The sequence below is a fragment of the Stenotrophomonas geniculata genome (assembly GCF_034508895.1).
Taxonomy (GTDB): domain Bacteria; phylum Pseudomonadota; class Gammaproteobacteria; order Xanthomonadales; family Xanthomonadaceae; genus Stenotrophomonas; species Stenotrophomonas geniculata.
Map to the genome: position 1 here is coordinate 1,530,344 of NZ_CP140571.1, position 14,673 is coordinate 1,545,016.

Annotated in this window: 14 protein-coding genes and 1 pseudogene; 4 read left to right on the forward strand and 11 right to left on the reverse strand. The window is 66.4% G+C overall.

Annotated features, from left to right (window positions below; genetic code table 11):
* Positions 1–22 precede the first annotated feature (22 nt).
* Together RI032_RS07205 and RI032_RS07210 are read left to right on the forward strand one after the other, a co-directional pair.
* Positions 23–523 (forward strand): protein tyrosine phosphatase family protein, encoded by a 501-nt coding sequence (locus RI032_RS07205; protein ID WP_143994161.1) that lies wholly within the window; start codon positions 23–25, stop codon positions 521–523.
* 28 nt (positions 524–551) lie between these two features.
* Positions 552–1,523: a bile acid:sodium symporter family protein gene (locus RI032_RS07210; RefSeq protein WP_100447461.1), complete on the forward strand. Its 972-nt coding sequence runs from the start codon at positions 552–554 to the stop codon at positions 1,521–1,523.
* A 135-nt stretch (positions 1,524–1,658) separates the two neighbouring features.
* Here RI032_RS07210 and RI032_RS07215 read toward each other — a convergent pair whose 3' ends face one another.
* The 5 genes from RI032_RS07215 to RI032_RS07235 all read right to left on the reverse strand — a co-directional run bounded on the left by RI032_RS07215 (position 1,659) and on the right by RI032_RS07235 (position 6,014).
* Complete coding sequence (locus RI032_RS07215) at positions 1,659–2,480, reverse strand: TraB/GumN family protein (RefSeq protein ID WP_322548063.1); 822 nt, start codon at positions 2,478–2,480, stop codon at positions 1,659–1,661.
* Between the two features lie 141 nt (positions 2,481–2,621).
* Entirely contained in the window at positions 2,622–3,515 is an 894-nt protein-coding gene (gene cyoE, locus RI032_RS07220) for a heme o synthase (protein ID WP_005407798.1), read from the reverse strand.
* Between the two features lie 4 nt (positions 3,516–3,519).
* A complete protein-coding gene (locus tag RI032_RS07225; protein ID WP_019336365.1) occupies positions 3,520–4,683 on the reverse strand; it encodes a COX15/CtaA family protein in 1,164 nt (387 codons plus the stop codon).
* A gap of 10 nt (positions 4,684–4,693) precedes the next feature.
* A complete protein-coding gene (locus tag RI032_RS07230; protein ID WP_322548064.1) occupies positions 4,694–5,263 on the reverse strand; it encodes a hypothetical protein in 570 nt (189 codons plus the stop codon).
* 13 nt (positions 5,264–5,276) lie between these two features.
* Positions 5,277–6,014: an SURF1 family protein gene (locus tag RI032_RS07235; protein ID WP_049454539.1), complete on the reverse strand. Its 738-nt coding sequence runs from the start codon at positions 6,012–6,014 to the stop codon at positions 5,277–5,279.
* Between the two features lie 57 nt (positions 6,015–6,071).
* Here RI032_RS07235 and RI032_RS07240 point away from each other — a divergent pair, with 57 nt between their 5' ends.
* A complete protein-coding gene (locus RI032_RS07240) occupies positions 6,072–6,290 on the forward strand; it encodes a twin transmembrane helix small protein (RefSeq protein WP_010484233.1) in 219 nt (72 codons plus the stop codon).
* Between the two features lie 20 nt (positions 6,291–6,310).
* Here the strand turns inward: RI032_RS07240 and RI032_RS07245 are convergent, their stop codons facing one another.
* The 6 genes and pseudogenes from RI032_RS07245 to RI032_RS07270 form a co-directional block, all read right to left on the reverse strand.
* The gene (locus RI032_RS07245; RefSeq protein WP_010484234.1) at positions 6,311–7,186 is read right to left on the reverse strand and encodes a cytochrome c oxidase subunit 3; all 876 of its coding nucleotides are present in this window, start codon (positions 7,184–7,186) and stop codon (positions 6,311–6,313) included.
* Positions 7,187–7,199: 13 nt separating this feature from the next.
* Positions 7,200–7,790: a cytochrome c oxidase assembly protein gene (locus tag RI032_RS07250; RefSeq protein WP_019336368.1), complete on the reverse strand. Its 591-nt coding sequence runs from the start codon at positions 7,788–7,790 to the stop codon at positions 7,200–7,202.
* Positions 7,787–8,005 carry a hypothetical protein gene (locus tag RI032_RS07255; protein ID WP_010484236.1) on the reverse strand — a complete coding sequence of 73 codons (219 nt, stop codon included), beginning with the start codon at positions 8,003–8,005 and terminating at the stop codon, positions 7,787–7,789. Before RI032_RS07255 ends, RI032_RS07250 begins: the two co-directional genes overlap by 4 nt.
* A gap of 8 nt (positions 8,006–8,013) precedes the next feature.
* On the reverse strand, positions 8,014–9,621 hold the full coding sequence (ctaD, locus tag RI032_RS07260; protein ID WP_005407790.1) for a cytochrome c oxidase subunit I: 1,608 nt from the start codon (positions 9,619–9,621) through the stop codon (positions 8,014–8,016).
* Positions 9,622–9,680: 59 nt separating this feature from the next.
* Positions 9,681–10,646, reverse strand: coding sequence for a cytochrome c oxidase subunit II (gene coxB / locus RI032_RS07265; protein ID WP_053442407.1), 966 nt, complete (start codon positions 10,644–10,646; stop codon positions 9,681–9,683).
* A gap of 11 nt (positions 10,647–10,657) precedes the next feature.
* Positions 10,658–11,133 (reverse strand): annotated as a pseudogene (locus RI032_RS07270) (DUF2244 domain-containing protein).
* 274 nt (positions 11,134–11,407) lie between these two features.
* Here RI032_RS07270 and putA point away from each other — a divergent pair.
* Positions 11,408–14,626: a bifunctional proline dehydrogenase/L-glutamate gamma-semialdehyde dehydrogenase PutA gene (gene putA / locus RI032_RS07275; RefSeq protein ID WP_322548065.1), complete on the forward strand. Its 3,219-nt coding sequence runs from the start codon at positions 11,408–11,410 to the stop codon at positions 14,624–14,626.
* The last annotated feature ends 47 nt before the right edge of the window (positions 14,627–14,673 follow it).

Consider the following 14,673-nt stretch of genomic DNA (forward strand, 5'->3'; position numbering starts at 1 on the left):
AGACGCTTTCACGGAGAGGACCATGCTGCTGCGCCTGACCTGCCTGCTGTTGTTGTCGCTCTGCCTGCCGCTGGCCGTCCTGGCCGCGGATACCCCGCTCAATGAAGTCCGCCCCGGCCTGTATGCCGGCGGCCAGCCCAGTGCCGCACAACTGCGCGAACTGGCTGCACAGGGTGTGCGCACGGTGATCGACCTGCGCCAGCCCGACGAAGACCGCGGTTTCGATGAAACCCGCGTGGCCGAATCGCTGGGCCTGCGCTATGTGCGCATTCCGGTGGCCGGCGCAGAGGGGCTGGATGCGGCCAATGTGCGCGCCGTGCATCAGGCCCTGCGGCAAAGCCAGGGACCGGTGCTGCTGCACTGCGCCTCCGGCAACCGTGCCGGTGCCGTGCTCGGCTTGGTCAATGCACGTTACGAACACGCCAGCCCGGAACAGGCCCTGCAGCTCGGCCAGCGTGCCGGCCTGAAGTCGCTGGAAGCCGCCACCCGCCAGCGCCTGGCCACGCCATCCATTTCGCCCTGACTCCACCGCACCAAGGACTCTGCCCACCATGACCCGCTGGTGGTCGCGCCTGCGACCGGACAATTTCACCCTCGCCCTGCTGTGCACGGTTGGCCTGGCCTCGCTGCTGCCGATGAAGGGCGCCGCCGCCATCGTCCTTGATGACGTCACCACGGTCGCCATCGCGGCGCTGTTCTTCCTGCACGGCGCGCGCCTGCCACGTGAGTCCATCATCGGCGGCATGCTGCACTGGCGGCTGCACCTGACCATCCTCGCATGCACCTTCATCCTGTTCCCGCTGCTGGGGCTGATGTTCAAGCCACTGTCGGGCTGGCTGCTGACCCCGGAGCTGTACCTGGGCGTGCTGTTCCTGTGCACCCTGCCCTCCACCGTGCAGTCGTCCATCGCGTTCACCTCGATGGCGCATGGCAACGTACCAGCAGCGGTGTGCAGTGCCTCGCTGTCGAGCATCCTCGGCGTGTTCCTCACCCCGCTGCTGCTGACCGCGCTGGCCGGCACCTCCGGCGGCGTGCATGATCCGCTGCACGCGATCGGCGGCATCATGCTGCAGCTGCTGGTGCCGTTCGTGGCCGGCCACCTGCTGCGGCCGTGGATTGCCGGCTGGGTGGAGCGGCAGCGTGCGCTGCTGCGCTACACCGACCAGGCCACCATCCTGCTGGTGGTGTACTCGGCCTTCGGCGAGGCAGTGACCGAAGGGCTGTGGAGCAAGACGCCGCTGCTCTCGTTGCTGGCCGTGGCAGTGGTGGCCGCGGTGCTGCTGGGTATCGCCATGCCGCTGATCACCTTCATCGCCCGCCGCCTGCGCTTCAACCGCGAGGACGAGATCGCCATCGTGTTCTGCGGCTCGAAGAAGAGCCTGGCCACAGGCGTGCCGATCGCCAAGGTGTTGTTCGCTGGTGGCAGCCTCGGTGCCATCGTGCTGCCGGTGATGATCTACCACCAGATCCAGCTGATCGTCTGCGGCGTGATCGCGCAGCGGTATGCGCGGCGCAAGCCCTGACCATCCGGGAAATCATCCACGCATGGCGTGGATCTACTGGGCGCGTGGGCCGCTGCGGGAAAACATCACGCATGGCGTGGATCTACTGTAGAGCCGAGCCCATGCTCGGCTGGCGGTTGAACGGCACGTGGATGATCACCAGACCGAATCGCTGTCCAGCAGCCGCGCCACGCTGAAGCGCGGCAGCCACACCTGCAGGTCAAAACTGCGGTCACCGGCAGTGTGCCGCCTGGGCGACTCACCGTTGTAACTGGGCAGCGGACGTACACCACAGCGTTGAGGTGCCGTGCAGCCCCAGCCTTCCCCACCACACGCCTCGATACGCACGTTGTAAAGGTCCAGATCCTTCAGGAGTGCCGTCATCGGGGGGTACGCAATCATCTTCGGCTGCGTACGCATGCCATGCACGTTGCCGGTCAGCACCAGCAGCCGCCCGTTCTTCGGCAGTGCCCGCGCGCGCGCCCTTACTTCTTCGGCCATCACCCGGTCACGCGTACCAGTGCCGGCCATGTCGGCGGGAAGCACGCGATCAAAGCCGAACACCTGCACGTCGCGCCCTTGGCTGCGCAGCACGCGTACCGCCTCGATCAGCTCAAGCATGTCCTCGCTGCGACGGCCGTCATGCATCCGGCTACGGACGTTCCAATACGTCGTGCCACGCAATGCAGCGCGCGCCTCGGCTGTGCCGGCAGACGCCGTATAGGTCGCCAGCGCGGCGTTCTCGTCGGTCGGCAGCTCCAATGCCAACCGCACCGGCGTGCCATCGGCCGCGTAGGCCTCCATCAGCTCCCGTACCAACAGCGGCGTCTCGCGGGTACCGTGGAACTCACCCAGTACTAGGATGCGATGCTCACCGGCATGCTGGCGGATCTGCGCGGCGGTGTCGTCGGCATGCGCGGTCACGACCATGCCCAGCGCCAGAATCAGCGCGGTGGTCCAACGGAAGACCGTATGCATCCCTGCTCGCTCCTTTCCTTGGGGTCAGGAACAGCAATGGCGACGCCGCTGGAAGAGATCAAGTGTAGAGCCGAGCCCACGCTCGGCTGCTCTTCCATCCCCCCCTCAGCCGAGCATGGGCTCGGCTCTACAGGTGGCGCTTTACAACCAGGGCAGGATCCAGTGGTCCACCAGCAGGAAGGCGAACAGCGCCATCAGGTACACGATGGAGTAATAGAACATCTTCATCGAGAACAGTTCGTCCGGCGGGTTCAGCATGCGCCAGGCGTACCAGAGGAACACGGCGTTGAGCACGATCGCGCCGCCCAGGTAGAACGCACCGCTCATGCCCACCAGGTACGGCAGCAGGCAGACCAGTGCCAGCACCACCGAGTACACCATGATCTGCTTGCGGGTGTGCACCACGCCATGGGTCACCGGCAGCATCGGGATTTCGGCCTTGGCGTAGTCCTCGCGGCGGAAGATCGCCAGTGCCCAGAAGTGCGGCGGCGTCCAGATGAAGATGATCAGCACCAGCAGCGACGAGTACGCCCAGTCCGACGAACCCTGCATGCCGGTCACCGCAGCCCAGCCGAGCATCGGCGGCATCGCGCCGGCCAGGCCGCCGATGACGATGTTCTGCGAGGTCGCGCGCTTGAGGTACACGGTGTAGATCACCGCATAACCGATCAGCGAGGCGAAGGTCAGCACCGCAGTGATCAAGTTCACCCACAGCACCAGGATGGTCATCGACAGCACGATCAGCACGCCGGCGAACACCAGCACCTGCCACGGCTTGACCTTGCCCACCACCAGCGGACGCCACGAAGTGCGCGCCATCTGCGCATCGATGTGCGCATCCAGCAGCTGGTTGATCGCGGCCGCGGCCGAGGCCGCCAGCCAGATGCCGAGGAAACCGAGCACGCCGGCGCGCACCTGCTCCCAGCTGGGCACGCCGGGGATGGCCAGGACCATGCCGACCAGGGCAGTGAAGACAATGAGGGCGACGACCTTGGGTTTGGTCAGGTCCCAGTACTGGCGGTAATTGGAAAACATGGAATCAGTCCGGGGCACGCAGGCGGGCCAGCAGGCTGACCAGCACGAACAACAGGGCAACGGCCACGCCGTTGTGGGCCACCGCCACTTCCAGCGGCAGCGCCAGCTTCACATTGAGGATGCCGAGGGTGACCTGCAGCACCAGCAGCGCGATCAGCGCACTGGCCCAGCCACGCATGCTCGGCAGGCGGAACAGGCGCACGCCCAGCCACAACAGGTAGACGGCCACCACCACCGCGAACAGGCGGTGCGCCATCTGGATGGCGATACGCGAAGCGCCATCCAGCACGCCGCCTTCGTAGTCCACGCCGATGCCACGCCACAGGGTGAAGCCTTCGACGAAGTTGTGCTGCGGCCACCACTGGTTGGCGCAGCGCGGGAAGTTGTCCAGCGAGGCGCTGCCGCCGCCGCAGGCCAGCGCCGCGTAGTTGGCACTGACCCAGCCCCCCAGTGCGATCTGGGTGACCAGCACCGCCACACCGATGCGCAGCATCCACTTCAGCTTCGGTGCTTCGGCCAGGGTGATCGGCATGTGCGTTGCGCGCCAGGCCATCCACACCAGCAGCGCGAACATCAGCATGCCGCCCAGCAGGTGGCCCATCACTACGATGGGTTTGAGCAGCAGGGTCACCGTCCACATGCCCAGCAGGGCCTGGAAGATCACCACCGCCAGGGTCAGCAGGGCAGCGCGCGCCAGGTCGATGTTGCTCCAGCGCAGCGCCGCGATCAGCAGGATCGCCTCGCCTATCAGGGCCAAGGCGCTGGCGGTGCCGTGCCAGCCCATCATGTACAGCGGTATGCCGGCGGCCACCAGTACGCAGGCGGTCACCACCGCCGTGCTTCCGAATCGCCGCTTGCGCGTGGCCAGCAGCGCCAGGGTCAGGATCTCGATGCCCAGCGCGCCGGCCAGGAAGCGATGCACCTGCTCACGCCAGGCCTTGTGGGTTTCCAGCGGGCGGATCTCCGCTGCCGGATGGCCGATGGTCTCTTCCACGTGCTGCGGCCAGGTGGCCTGTCCATAGCAGGTCGGCCAGTCCGGGCAACTCAGGCCGGCATCGGACAGGCGCACGAAGGCGCCGAACATGATCGTGCTCGCGGTCATGATCATGGCGAACCACGCCAGGCGGTGGAAATTGCGGTGCAGCGCCGGACGCGCGGAAAGGCTCATCAAACGGGACTCACTTCAGTTTCAGCAACGTGGCCATGTCCTTGCGCAGGCCACCCAGGTCACTGCCGGGGGCATGGCGCATGATCACGAAGCCGTTCGGATCGATCACGTAGACCGGCAGGCCAGCCGGATCGTCGACGCCGGGCAGGGCCGCGCGCAGTGCTGGCGACGGTGCCAGCGGCCGCAGCGCGGGCAGCGAGGCGATCGACGCCGGTGGCGTTCCCAGCCACAGGATTTCGACATTATCGGCGTTATGGCCGAACAGCTGCCACACCTTGCCCACTCCCTGCGACAAAGTGACGCACTGCGCGTCGCAGACTCCGGCCGGCGCCACCAGCAGGCGCCAGGTACGGGCCTCGGGATTCCACGGATAAGGCTGGCCGCTGGCCAGGGTCGGCGCCTGCTGGCGCAGGTCCACCGGCGGCTTCAGCAGCTGGCCGGCATTGCGGTGCCCGGTGGGCTGCCAGCCGGAGAAGCGCAGCACGGCAGCCAGCGCCATCGCCCCGAAGAACACGGCAAACAGCAGTACCAGGGTCCGGCGGCCAGAGCCGCGCGCCTGCGGGGACGTAGCAGTGTTCATGCGGGGCATTTTCTCATGGTTGGGTACGGGATGCCGGTCGTGCCACGGCGCGCCTCCTGCGCCACTCCAACACCAGCGCAACGACGAGCACGGTCAGGGCCAGGCCGAACCACTGCACGGCGTAGCCCAGATGACGCTGCGGCGGCAAGGTGTTCGGCAGCAGGTCCAGATCACGTTCGTCGCCGAAGGGCAGCGCCGGGTCCAGGCGCAGTACACGATCGGGAAGTGACTGCACCCCCAGCGCCCGGGCCAGGCCTCCGGCCGGCAACCGGCTGGCCAGCCAGCGGCCCGCTTCATCGGTGGTGGAGAACGCCGGGCCCAGTGCCAGTCCCGCTGACGGCGGCGGCGCCAGCAACCCACGTACGGCCACCGGCGAAGGTGGCGACGGCACATCCGGCAGGGTGCGATCAGGCGGCAGCGCGCGCCATCCCAGATCGACCAGCAACACACTGCCCTCGTCACTGCGGAACGGGCGGTAGATCTTCACGCCGGCACGGCCGTGCCGGGTCTGGTTATCCAGCAGCACCACGCCGGGCAGGAAGCGACCGTGGTCGGCCACGCCGTGCAACGCACCGGGCGCTGCCAGCGCCTGCGCCAACGACAGTACCTGCGCTGCGGCTGGACCCTGTGCATCCAACATTGCCTGTTTGGCATGCATGCGCTGCAGCTGCCACAGCCCCAATGCGGTGAAACCGGCCATTGCCAGAACGGCCAGCAGCCATCCGAGCACTCGCGTGTGCTGGCGCATCATGACAAGTCCGCGCAAACGCGGTCAGATAGGCACATCCACCCTGCCCTCGAGCCGCGCATGAGTGATTCGCTGAAGACCCTGCTGGTAATCGCGTTTCTGATCGTCATCGTCTGGAATCTGGGCGCCGGCCTGTATTACCTGCTGGTCGACCGCGGCCAGACCAAGCGCACGGTCAACGCACTGACACGCCGCATCGGGGTGTCGGTGGCCTTGATCGTACTGGTGATCGTGAGCATCTACATGGGCTGGATCAAACCGCACGGCATCGGCGGCTGAGGCCACCGATGCGTGCGCGGTCAAAGCACGTAGACGAACATGAAGAGCATCAGCCACACCACGTCGACGAAGTGCCAGTACCACGCGGCGGCTTCGAAACCGAAATGGTTGTCGCGGGTGAAGTGTCCCTTGGCCGAACGCAGCCACATCACGATCAGCATGATCGTGCCCAGCAGCACGTGCGCGCCGTGGAAGCCGGTCAGCATGAAGAACGTCGAACCATAGATACCCGAGCCGAGCGTCAGGTTCAGTTCCTTGTAGGCGTGGATGTACTCCTCCGCCTGCAGGGTCAGGAAGCCGAGGCCGAGCACCACGGTCAGGCCCAGCCAGATCAGCAGCTGGCGGCGGTTGCCGCCCTTCAGTGCATGGTGTGCGATGGTCAGGGTCACGCCGGAGGTGAGCAGGATCAGCGTGTTGATCAGCGGCAGGCCCCAGGCCGGGATGGTCTGGAAAGCACCGCCGATCGCCGCCGGGCCATTGGTCGGCCATCCTGCCGAATAGCCCTGCCAGAGCAGTTCGTTGGTCATCACCCCGCGGCCTTCGCCGCTGAGCCACGACAGGCCCAGGTTGCGGGTGTAGAACAGCGCGCCGAAGAAGGCGCCGAAGAACATCACCTCGGAGAAGATGAACCAGATCATCCCCATCCGGAACGAACCATCGACCTGGTGGTTGTAGTTGCCGGCCTGCGATTCACGCACCACGTCGCTGAACCACCAGAACAGGGTCAGCACCAGCATCGCGATGCCGATGTAGAACGTCCAGCGTCCCCAGCTGGCATCGTTGAGCCAGCTGGCCACGCCCACCATGGTCACCATCATCGCGATGGAACCCACGAACGGCCATTTGCTCTGGGCCGGGACGAAGTACACGTTGGCGTCGGTCGGTGTCTGGGCCATGTCGGTATCCGGGTCAGGGTGCGGCGTGCGCGCCTTCCGAGGTGGCGGCCGGGGCCAGCCGATCGGACAGCGCGTCGTTGCGGTAGAAGGTGTAGGACAAGGTGATCGTCCTGATCTCCGGCGGCAGATCCGGATCGACGATGAAACGCACCGGCATGTCGCGCTTCTCGCCAGCCTGCAGCGTCTGCGCGGTGAAACAGAAACATTCGGTCTTGCTGAAGAAGCCCGAGGCACGCGCCGGCGCCACCGAAGGCACCGCACTGCCGACCACCGCCTGCTGGCTGTCGTTGCGTGCGAAGTACAACGCTTCGTTGAGTTCGCCGGGCACCACGTCCATGGTCAGCTGTTCGGGATGGAACGACCACGGCAGGCGCGAGTTGACGCCGCCATCGAATTCCACCCGTACGGTGCGCTTGCCGGACGCCGCACCCGCACTGGCTTCGCTGCCGGGGCCGCGCTCCAGTCGCACGCCGAACACCTTCTCGCAGGCGATGCGATACAGCGGCACCAGCGAGAACGTCAGCAGGAACACCGCCACCGCCACGCCGATCAGGCGCGGCAGCCCGGCACTGCGTGAGGTCGCGGTGGCCGGTGCGTCGCTCATCGGCCGATCACCCCACTGAGGATGAAACCGACGTAGACCAGCACAGCGATGGCGCCGACCCACATCGCCGTGCGCCTGGCGCGCCGGCGTTGCTGTTCGATGCCGTTTTCCGGGGCGTCGCCCGGGCTGTTGTAGAGCCGAGCCATGCTCGGCTGCTTTTCGTCAGCCGAGCATGGCTCGACTCTACAGATCTGCAGCGGGCTCTCGTTATGCATGCCCCACCTCAGTGCGTGATGTCGTCATGCGCCAGATCCCCCGGGCGGATGGTCGGCGGCGTGGTGAAGGTGTGCGCCGGTGCCGGCGATGGCAGCGTCCACTCCAGCCCACGTGCGCCTTCCCAGGAACGCGCCTCGGCCTTCTCGCCATTGCGCAGCGAGGACAGCAGGATCGCGGCCATCATGAACGGCGTGACGAACATGCCGAACGCACCGATCGAGCTGATCAGGTTCCAGTCGGCGAAGGCCACGCTGTAATCGGGAATACGGCGCGGCATGCCGGCCAGGCCGAGGAAGTGCTGCGGGAAGAACAGCAGGTTGACGAACACGATCGACCACCAGAAGTGCACCTTGGCCCACTTCTCGCTGTACATGCGCCCGGTCCACTTCGGCCACCAGTAGTACACCGCGGCAATCAACGCGAACACCGCGCCGGTCACCAGCACGTAGTGGAAGTGGGCGACCACGAAGTAGGTGTCGTGATACTGGAAGTCGGCGGCAACGATCGCCAGCATCAGGCCGGAGAAGCCGCCGATGGTGAACAGGATGACGAAGGCCACCGACCACAGCATCGGCGCTTCGAACGTCAGCGAGCCGCGCCACATGGTGCTGACCCAGTTGAACACCTTCACGCCGGTCGGGATCGAGATCAGCATGGTGGCGAACATGAAGTAGATCTCGCCACCCAGCGGCATGCCCACGGTGAACATGTGGTGGGCCCAGACGATGAACGACAGGAACGCGATCGCGGCGGTGGCGTACACCATCGCCTGGTAGCCGAACAGCGGCTTGCGGCTGAAGGTCGGGATGATCTCGCTGACCACGCCGAAGGCGGGCAGGATCATGATGTAGACCTCGGGGTGCCCGAAGAACCAGAAGATGTGCTGGTACATCACCGGGTCACCGCCACCGGCGGCGTTGAAGAAGCTGGTGCCGAAGAACTTGTCGGTCAGCAGCATGGTCACCGCACCGGCCAGCACCGGCATCACCGCAATCAGCAGGAAGGCGGTGATCAGCCAGGCCCAGCAGAAGATCGGCATCTTCAGCAGGTCGATGCCCGGCGCACGCATGTTGAGCACCGTGGCGATGATGTTGATCGCGCCCATGATCGAACTGATGCCGGCCACGTGGATGGCGAACACGCTGAAGGCGACGTTGTAGCCCCCCTGCAGCGACAGCGGCGGGTACAGGGTCCAGCCACCGGCCGGTGCACCACCGGGCAGGAACAGGGTCAGCAGCAGCAGGCTGAAGGCCACCGGCAGCAGCCAGAACGACCAGTTGTTCATGCGCGGCAGCGCCATGTCCGGCGCGCCGATCTGCAGCGGGATCATCCAGTTGGCCAGGCCCACGAAGGCCGGCATCACGCCACCGAAGATCATCACCAGCGCATGCACGGTGGTCATCTGGTTGAAGAACTCGGGCTTGACGAACTGCAGGCCCGGCTGCGCCAGCTCGGCGCGGATCACCACGCTCATCGCCGCACCGATGATGAACATGATGAAGCTGAAACCGAGGTACAGCGTGCCGATGTCCTTGTGGTTGGTCGAGAAGAACCAACGCTCGAAGAAGCTCTGGTGGTGATGGTGATCGTCGTGCCCAACTGCCGAGTGCGCCATTGCAAAACACCTCTCAGAATCGGTTGTCACCACGGCCGCGAGCGGCCGCGGGCTTTACATCACGCGCCGCTGGCTGCGGTGGCAGGTGCGCTGCCCGCTTCTGCAGCAGCAGGCGCAGCCGGTGCTTCGCCCGCCGGTGCAGTCGGTTCGGTCGGTTCGGCCGGTGCCGCAGGTGCCGCCGGCGTGGCAGGCGCCGCAGGCTTGCGCTGCGCCAGCCACTGCTTGAAGTCTTCCTTGGACACCGCCTCGACCACGATCGGCATGAAGCCGTGGTCCTTGCCGCACAGCTCTGCGCACTGCCCGCGGTACACGCCGGGCTGCTCGATGCTGGTCCAGGCTTCGTTGATGAAGCCGGGGATGGCGTCCTGCTTCCAGCCCAGCGCCGGTACCCACCAGGCGTGGATCACGTCGTCGGAGGTGATGACGAAACGCACCTTGGTATCGACCGGCAGCACCAGGCGGTTGTCGACATCCAGCAGGTAGTGCGGATGGCTCTCGCGGGTCGGCACGACGCCGCTCTGCCGCACACGGTCGGACTCGCGGTCCAGGCGGCTGGTGAAGGTGACGTTCTCGCCGAGGTATTCGTACTTCCACATCCACTGGTAGCCGGTGACCTTCACCGTCATCTCGGCATCGCGGGTGTCGTACATCTTGATCAGGTTGGCCGTGGCCGGCCAGGCCATCACGATCAGGATGATCACCGGGATCACCGTCCAGATCACCTCGGCCTTGGTGTTGTGGCTGAAGGTGGCGGCGACCGCGCCCTTGGATTTGCGGAACTTGAACATGGCGTAGGCCATCGCCCCGAACACGATGACGCCGATCACCGTGCAGATGATCAACGACAGGTTGTTCGATTCCCAGGCCAGGCGCGAGGTCTGGGTCACCCCCTTGCCCATGTTCAGCTGCCACGGCTTGGGATCGGCCGCCTGGGCCCAGGCCAACGCCGGCATCAGTCCCCCGGTCGCCAGCACTGCGGCAACCGCGTTCACGCACTTCGTGCCCCACCTGCTGCTTTGCTTCATTGCCTAGACCCTTAGCGTCGTCGGTTGCCGCCATCGCTGGCGGCGAGCAAGCTTTCAAGTGTCTCTGCAAGCGTCTGACGTTCGGCCGGCGCGAGGAAACTCCCCACCTCCACCTGCCGGCCGCTGGATGCCAGCCGGACCCTCTCATCGTCGGTGAGCAGGCGCACCCAGTGGGGTGGGCCCGGAACACCGGCGATCCACCGGGTACGGGAATGACCTCCACGTACGCCGGCACTACCCGGATCTCCTCCTGCCGTTCTCCGCTGCGCCACAAGGCACGCAGCGCCGCCGCCAGCACCAGGCTGTACAGCAGCGCGAACAGGGGGGCGAATGCATTGCCGGCCAACCACCCGAGGGCGGACACCAGCCACATCGCACCCGACAACACGGTGAACAACAGGACGAACTGCCGGGCATCGAGCGCCCGTGGGGGACGCAGCCGCAGCTGCGTACCTGACCCATCCGGAGCTGGAAGCACCTCGATCATGTCGCAACCGCGTTCCTGCCGCGGGAAACGTCTCGATGGTAGCCCCGCCCTCTCGCCGGTAGCAAGGGTGCATTCACACTTTTTCCCATGCTGCAACACAGCATGAGGTCGGCGACACAAATGACGAATTCAGCACAAATTCTTCCGAGCTTGCTGAACACGCTGAATCCACCGCAGCTAGGGGCTATCAGCACTTCATCAAGGTGGCTGCGGGGCACTTCCGGAACCCGCAAAAATGATTAAAATCGCCAAGTTTTCCACTGGCCGGACCGGCATGAACGCACCTTCCTCCTCCCCTGCCGCCCACGACGCTCCGCGTCCCGGCGCGCTGCTGTCGCCGGAACTGCCGGCGCCCCCCAACCCGTTCCGCCAGGCCATCACCGATGCCTGGTTGAAGGACGAGGCCAGCCATGTGCGCGAGCTGCTGGCGCAGGCCCGCCTGCCCGCCGAGGAACAGGCCAGGGTGCAGGCGCTGGCCGCCGACCTGGTCGGCCGCGTGCGCGTGCGTGCCAAGGACCAGGGCGCCATCGAAGCCTTCATGCGCCAGTACGACCTGGGCAGCGAGGAAGGCGTGCTGCTGATGTGCGTGGCCGAGGCGCTGCTGCGCATTCCGGACCAGGACACCGCCGACAAGCTGATCCGCGACAAGCTGGCCGATGCCGACTGGGAAAAGCACCTGGGCGGCAGCGACTCGGTGCTGGTCAACGCCTCCACCTGGGGCCTGATGCTGACCGGCAAGCTGGTGCAGATGAACGACGCCACCCGCGCCGATGCCCCCAGCGCGTTCAAGCGCCTGGTCGGCCGCGTGGGTGAGCCGGTGGTGCGCCTGGCCGTGCGCCAGGCGATGAAGATCATGGGCCACCAGTTCGTGATGGGCCGCACCATCAGCGAAGCGCTGGCGCGCTCGCACAAGGGTGACAACGCCAGCTACCGCTACTCGTTCGACATGCTGGGCGAAGGCGCGCTGACCATGAAGGACGCGCTGCGCTACCTGGAAGACTACCGTCGTGCGATCCACGCCATCGGCGGCGATCACAAGGCACGCGGCGGCCGTCCGGACGGCGACGTCAACAACGCCCCGGGCATCTCGATCAAGCTGTCGGCGCTGTACCCGCGCTACGAGCACGCCAAGCGCGAGCGCGTACTGAAGGACCTGGTGCCGGGCGTGCTGGAACTGGCACAGCTGGCCAAGAGCTACGGCATCGGCTGCACCGTCGACGCCGAAGAGTCCGACCGCCTGGAACTGTCGCTGGACATCATCGAGCAGGTGTTCTCCGATGCCTCGCTGTCCGGCTGGGATGGCTTCGGCGTGGTCGTGCAGGCCTACCAGAAGCGCACCCCGTACACGATCGACCACCTGGCCGACATGGCGCGCCGCGCCGGTCGCCGCCTGCAGGTGCGCCTGGTCAAGGGCGCCTACTGGGATGCCGAGATCAAGCGCGCGCAGATCGAAGGCTATCCGGGCTACCCGGTGTTCACCCGCAAGCAGAACACCGACGTGTCCTACCTGGCCTGCGCAAAGCGCCTGTTCACCCATGCCGACGCGATATACCCGATGTTCGCCACGCACAACGCGCACACCATCGCCGCAGTGCGCAGCATCGCCAATGGCGGCGTGTACGAGCACCAGAAGCTGCACGGCATGGGTGACGATCTGTACGCCGAAGTGGTGCCGGCCGATCGCTTGAACCTGCCCTGCCGCGTGTACGCCCCGGTCGGTTCACATGAAGACCTGCTGCCGTACCTGGTGCGCCGCCTGCTGGAAAACGGCGCCAACTCCAGCTTCGTCAACCGCATCACCGACGAGCGCGTGCCGATCGCCGACCTGATCCGCGATCCGGTCGAGATGGTGTCCTCGTTCGAATCGATTCCGCATCCCAAGATCCCGCTGCCGGTTGACCTGCTGCGCAGCCAGAACCACGACAGGAAGAACTCCATGGGCGCCAATCTCGCCAACGACAACGAACTGCGCGCCCTGGCCGAGCAGATCAACGCGGCTGTGAAGCCCTGGCAGGCCGCGCCGCTGGTACCGGGTGCGAACCCGGCCGGCGCCGCGCTGCCGGTGACCAACCCGGCCGACACCCGCGAAGTGGTCGGCCAGTGGCTGGCCGCCGACGCTGCCACCGTGCAGAAGGCCCTGGCCAATGCCGTGGCCGCGCAGCCGGCCTGGAACCGCACCCCGGCCGCCAGCCGCGCCGCCATCCTCGAGCACGCCGCCGACCAGCTGGAAGCGCGCATGCCGGAGTTCATGGCGCTGTGCGTGAAGGAAGCCGGCAAGAGCCTGCCCGACAGCATCGCCGAAGTGCGCGAAGCGGTGGATTTCCTGCGCTACTACGCCAAGCAGGCACGCGAGCAGTTCAGCCACGCCGAGAAGCTGCCGAGCCCGACCGGTGAATCCAACGAGCTGCAACTGCACGGCCGCGGCGTGTTCGTCTGCATCAGCCCGTGGAACTTCCCGCTGGCGATCTTCCTGGGCCAGGTGGCCGCTGCACTCGCCGCTGGCAACAGCGTGATCGCCAAGCCGGCCGAGCAGACCAACCTGATCGGCTACTACGCGGTGAAGCTGCTGCACGACGCCGGCGTGCCGGCCGAGGTGGTGCAGTTCCTGCCGGGCGACGGTGCCACCGTCGGTGCCGCGCTGACCGCCGACCCGCGCGTGGCCGGCGTGGCCTTCACCGGTTCCACCGACACCGCCCGTGCGATCAACCGCGCGATGGCCGCACGTGACGCCGCCATCGGTGTGCTGATTGCCGAGACCGGCGGCCAGAATGCCTTCATCGCCGATTCCTCGGCGCTGCCGGAACAGCTGGTCAAGGACGCGATCGGTTCGGCCTTCACCTCCGCCGGCCAGCGCTGCTCGGCCGCGCGCGTGCTGTTCGTGCAGGACGACATCGCCGACAAGGTGATGACCATGCTGGCCGGTGCGATGAAGGAGCTGAAGGTCGGCAACCCCGGCCTGCTGTCCACCGACGTCGGCCCGGTGATCGACGCCGATGCACTGAAGATCCTGCAGGACCACGCCGAACGCATGGACCGCGAAGCGCGCCTGATCGCTGCCGCCGAGCTGTCCGCCGAAGCCGCCAATGGCACCTTCTTCGCACCGCGCGCGTACGAACTGAAGGACCTGGGCCAGCTGCAGAAGGAAGTGTTCGGTCCGGTGCTGCACGTCATCCGCTGGAAGGGCGACCAGCTCGACGCGGTGATCGACCAGATCAACGCCACCGGCTACGGCCTGACCCTGGGCGTGCATTCGCGCATCGACGAAACCGTTGATCGCATCAGCAACGGCGTCCACGTCGGCAACGTCTACGTCAACCGCAACCAGATCGGTGCGGTGGTCGGCGTGCAGCCGTTCGGCGGCCAGGGCCTGTCCGGCACCGGTCCGAAGGCCGGCGGCCCGCACTACCTGCTGCGTTTCGCCACCGAGAAGACGGTGACGGTGAACACCACCGCCGCCGGCGGCAACGCTTCGCTGCTGACCCTGGGCGACTGATCGCCCGGTTGATGCGGCAAACGAGAAACCCCGCGAAAGCGGGGTTT

Bases quoted from the DNA above. Each gene is read 5' to 3' on its own strand.
- RI032_RS07205 (WP_143994161.1), top strand. From the start codon at position 23: ATGCTGCTGCGCCTGACCTGCCTGCTGTTGTTGTCGCTCTGCCTGCCG.
- RI032_RS07210 (WP_100447461.1), top strand. From the start codon at position 552: ATGACCCGCTGGTGGTCGCGCCTGCGACCGGACAATTTCACCCTCGCC.
- RI032_RS07215 (WP_322548063.1), bottom strand. From the start codon at position 2,480: ATGCATACGGTCTTCCGTTGGACCACCGCGCTGATTCTGGCGCTGGGC.
- cyoE (WP_005407798.1), bottom strand. From the start codon at position 3,515: ATGTTTTCCAATTACCGCCAGTACTGGGACCTGACCAAACCCAAGGTC.
- RI032_RS07225 (WP_019336365.1), bottom strand. From the start codon at position 4,683: ATGAGCCTTTCCGCGCGTCCGGCGCTGCACCGCAATTTCCACCGCCTG.
- RI032_RS07230 (WP_322548064.1), bottom strand. From the start codon at position 5,263: ATGAACACTGCTACGTCCCCGCAGGCGCGCGGCTCTGGCCGCCGGACC.
- RI032_RS07235 (WP_049454539.1), bottom strand. From the start codon at position 6,014: ATGATGCGCCAGCACACGCGAGTGCTCGGATGGCTGCTGGCCGTTCTG.
- RI032_RS07240 (WP_010484233.1), top strand. From the start codon at position 6,072: ATGAGTGATTCGCTGAAGACCCTGCTGGTAATCGCGTTTCTGATCGTC.
- RI032_RS07245 (WP_010484234.1), bottom strand. From the start codon at position 7,186: ATGGCCCAGACACCGACCGACGCCAACGTGTACTTCGTCCCGGCCCAG.
- RI032_RS07250 (WP_019336368.1), bottom strand. From the start codon at position 7,790: ATGAGCGACGCACCGGCCACCGCGACCTCACGCAGTGCCGGGCTGCCG.
- RI032_RS07255 (WP_010484236.1), bottom strand. From the start codon at position 8,005: ATGCATAACGAGAGCCCGCTGCAGATCTGTAGAGTCGAGCCATGCTCG.
- ctaD (WP_005407790.1), bottom strand. From the start codon at position 9,621: ATGGCGCACTCGGCAGTTGGGCACGACGATCACCATCACCACCAGAGC.
- coxB (WP_053442407.1), bottom strand. From the start codon at position 10,646: ATGAAGCAAAGCAGCAGGTGGGGCACGAAGTGCGTGAACGCGGTTGCC.
- putA (WP_322548065.1), top strand. From the start codon at position 11,408: ATGAACGCACCTTCCTCCTCCCCTGCCGCCCACGACGCTCCGCGTCCC.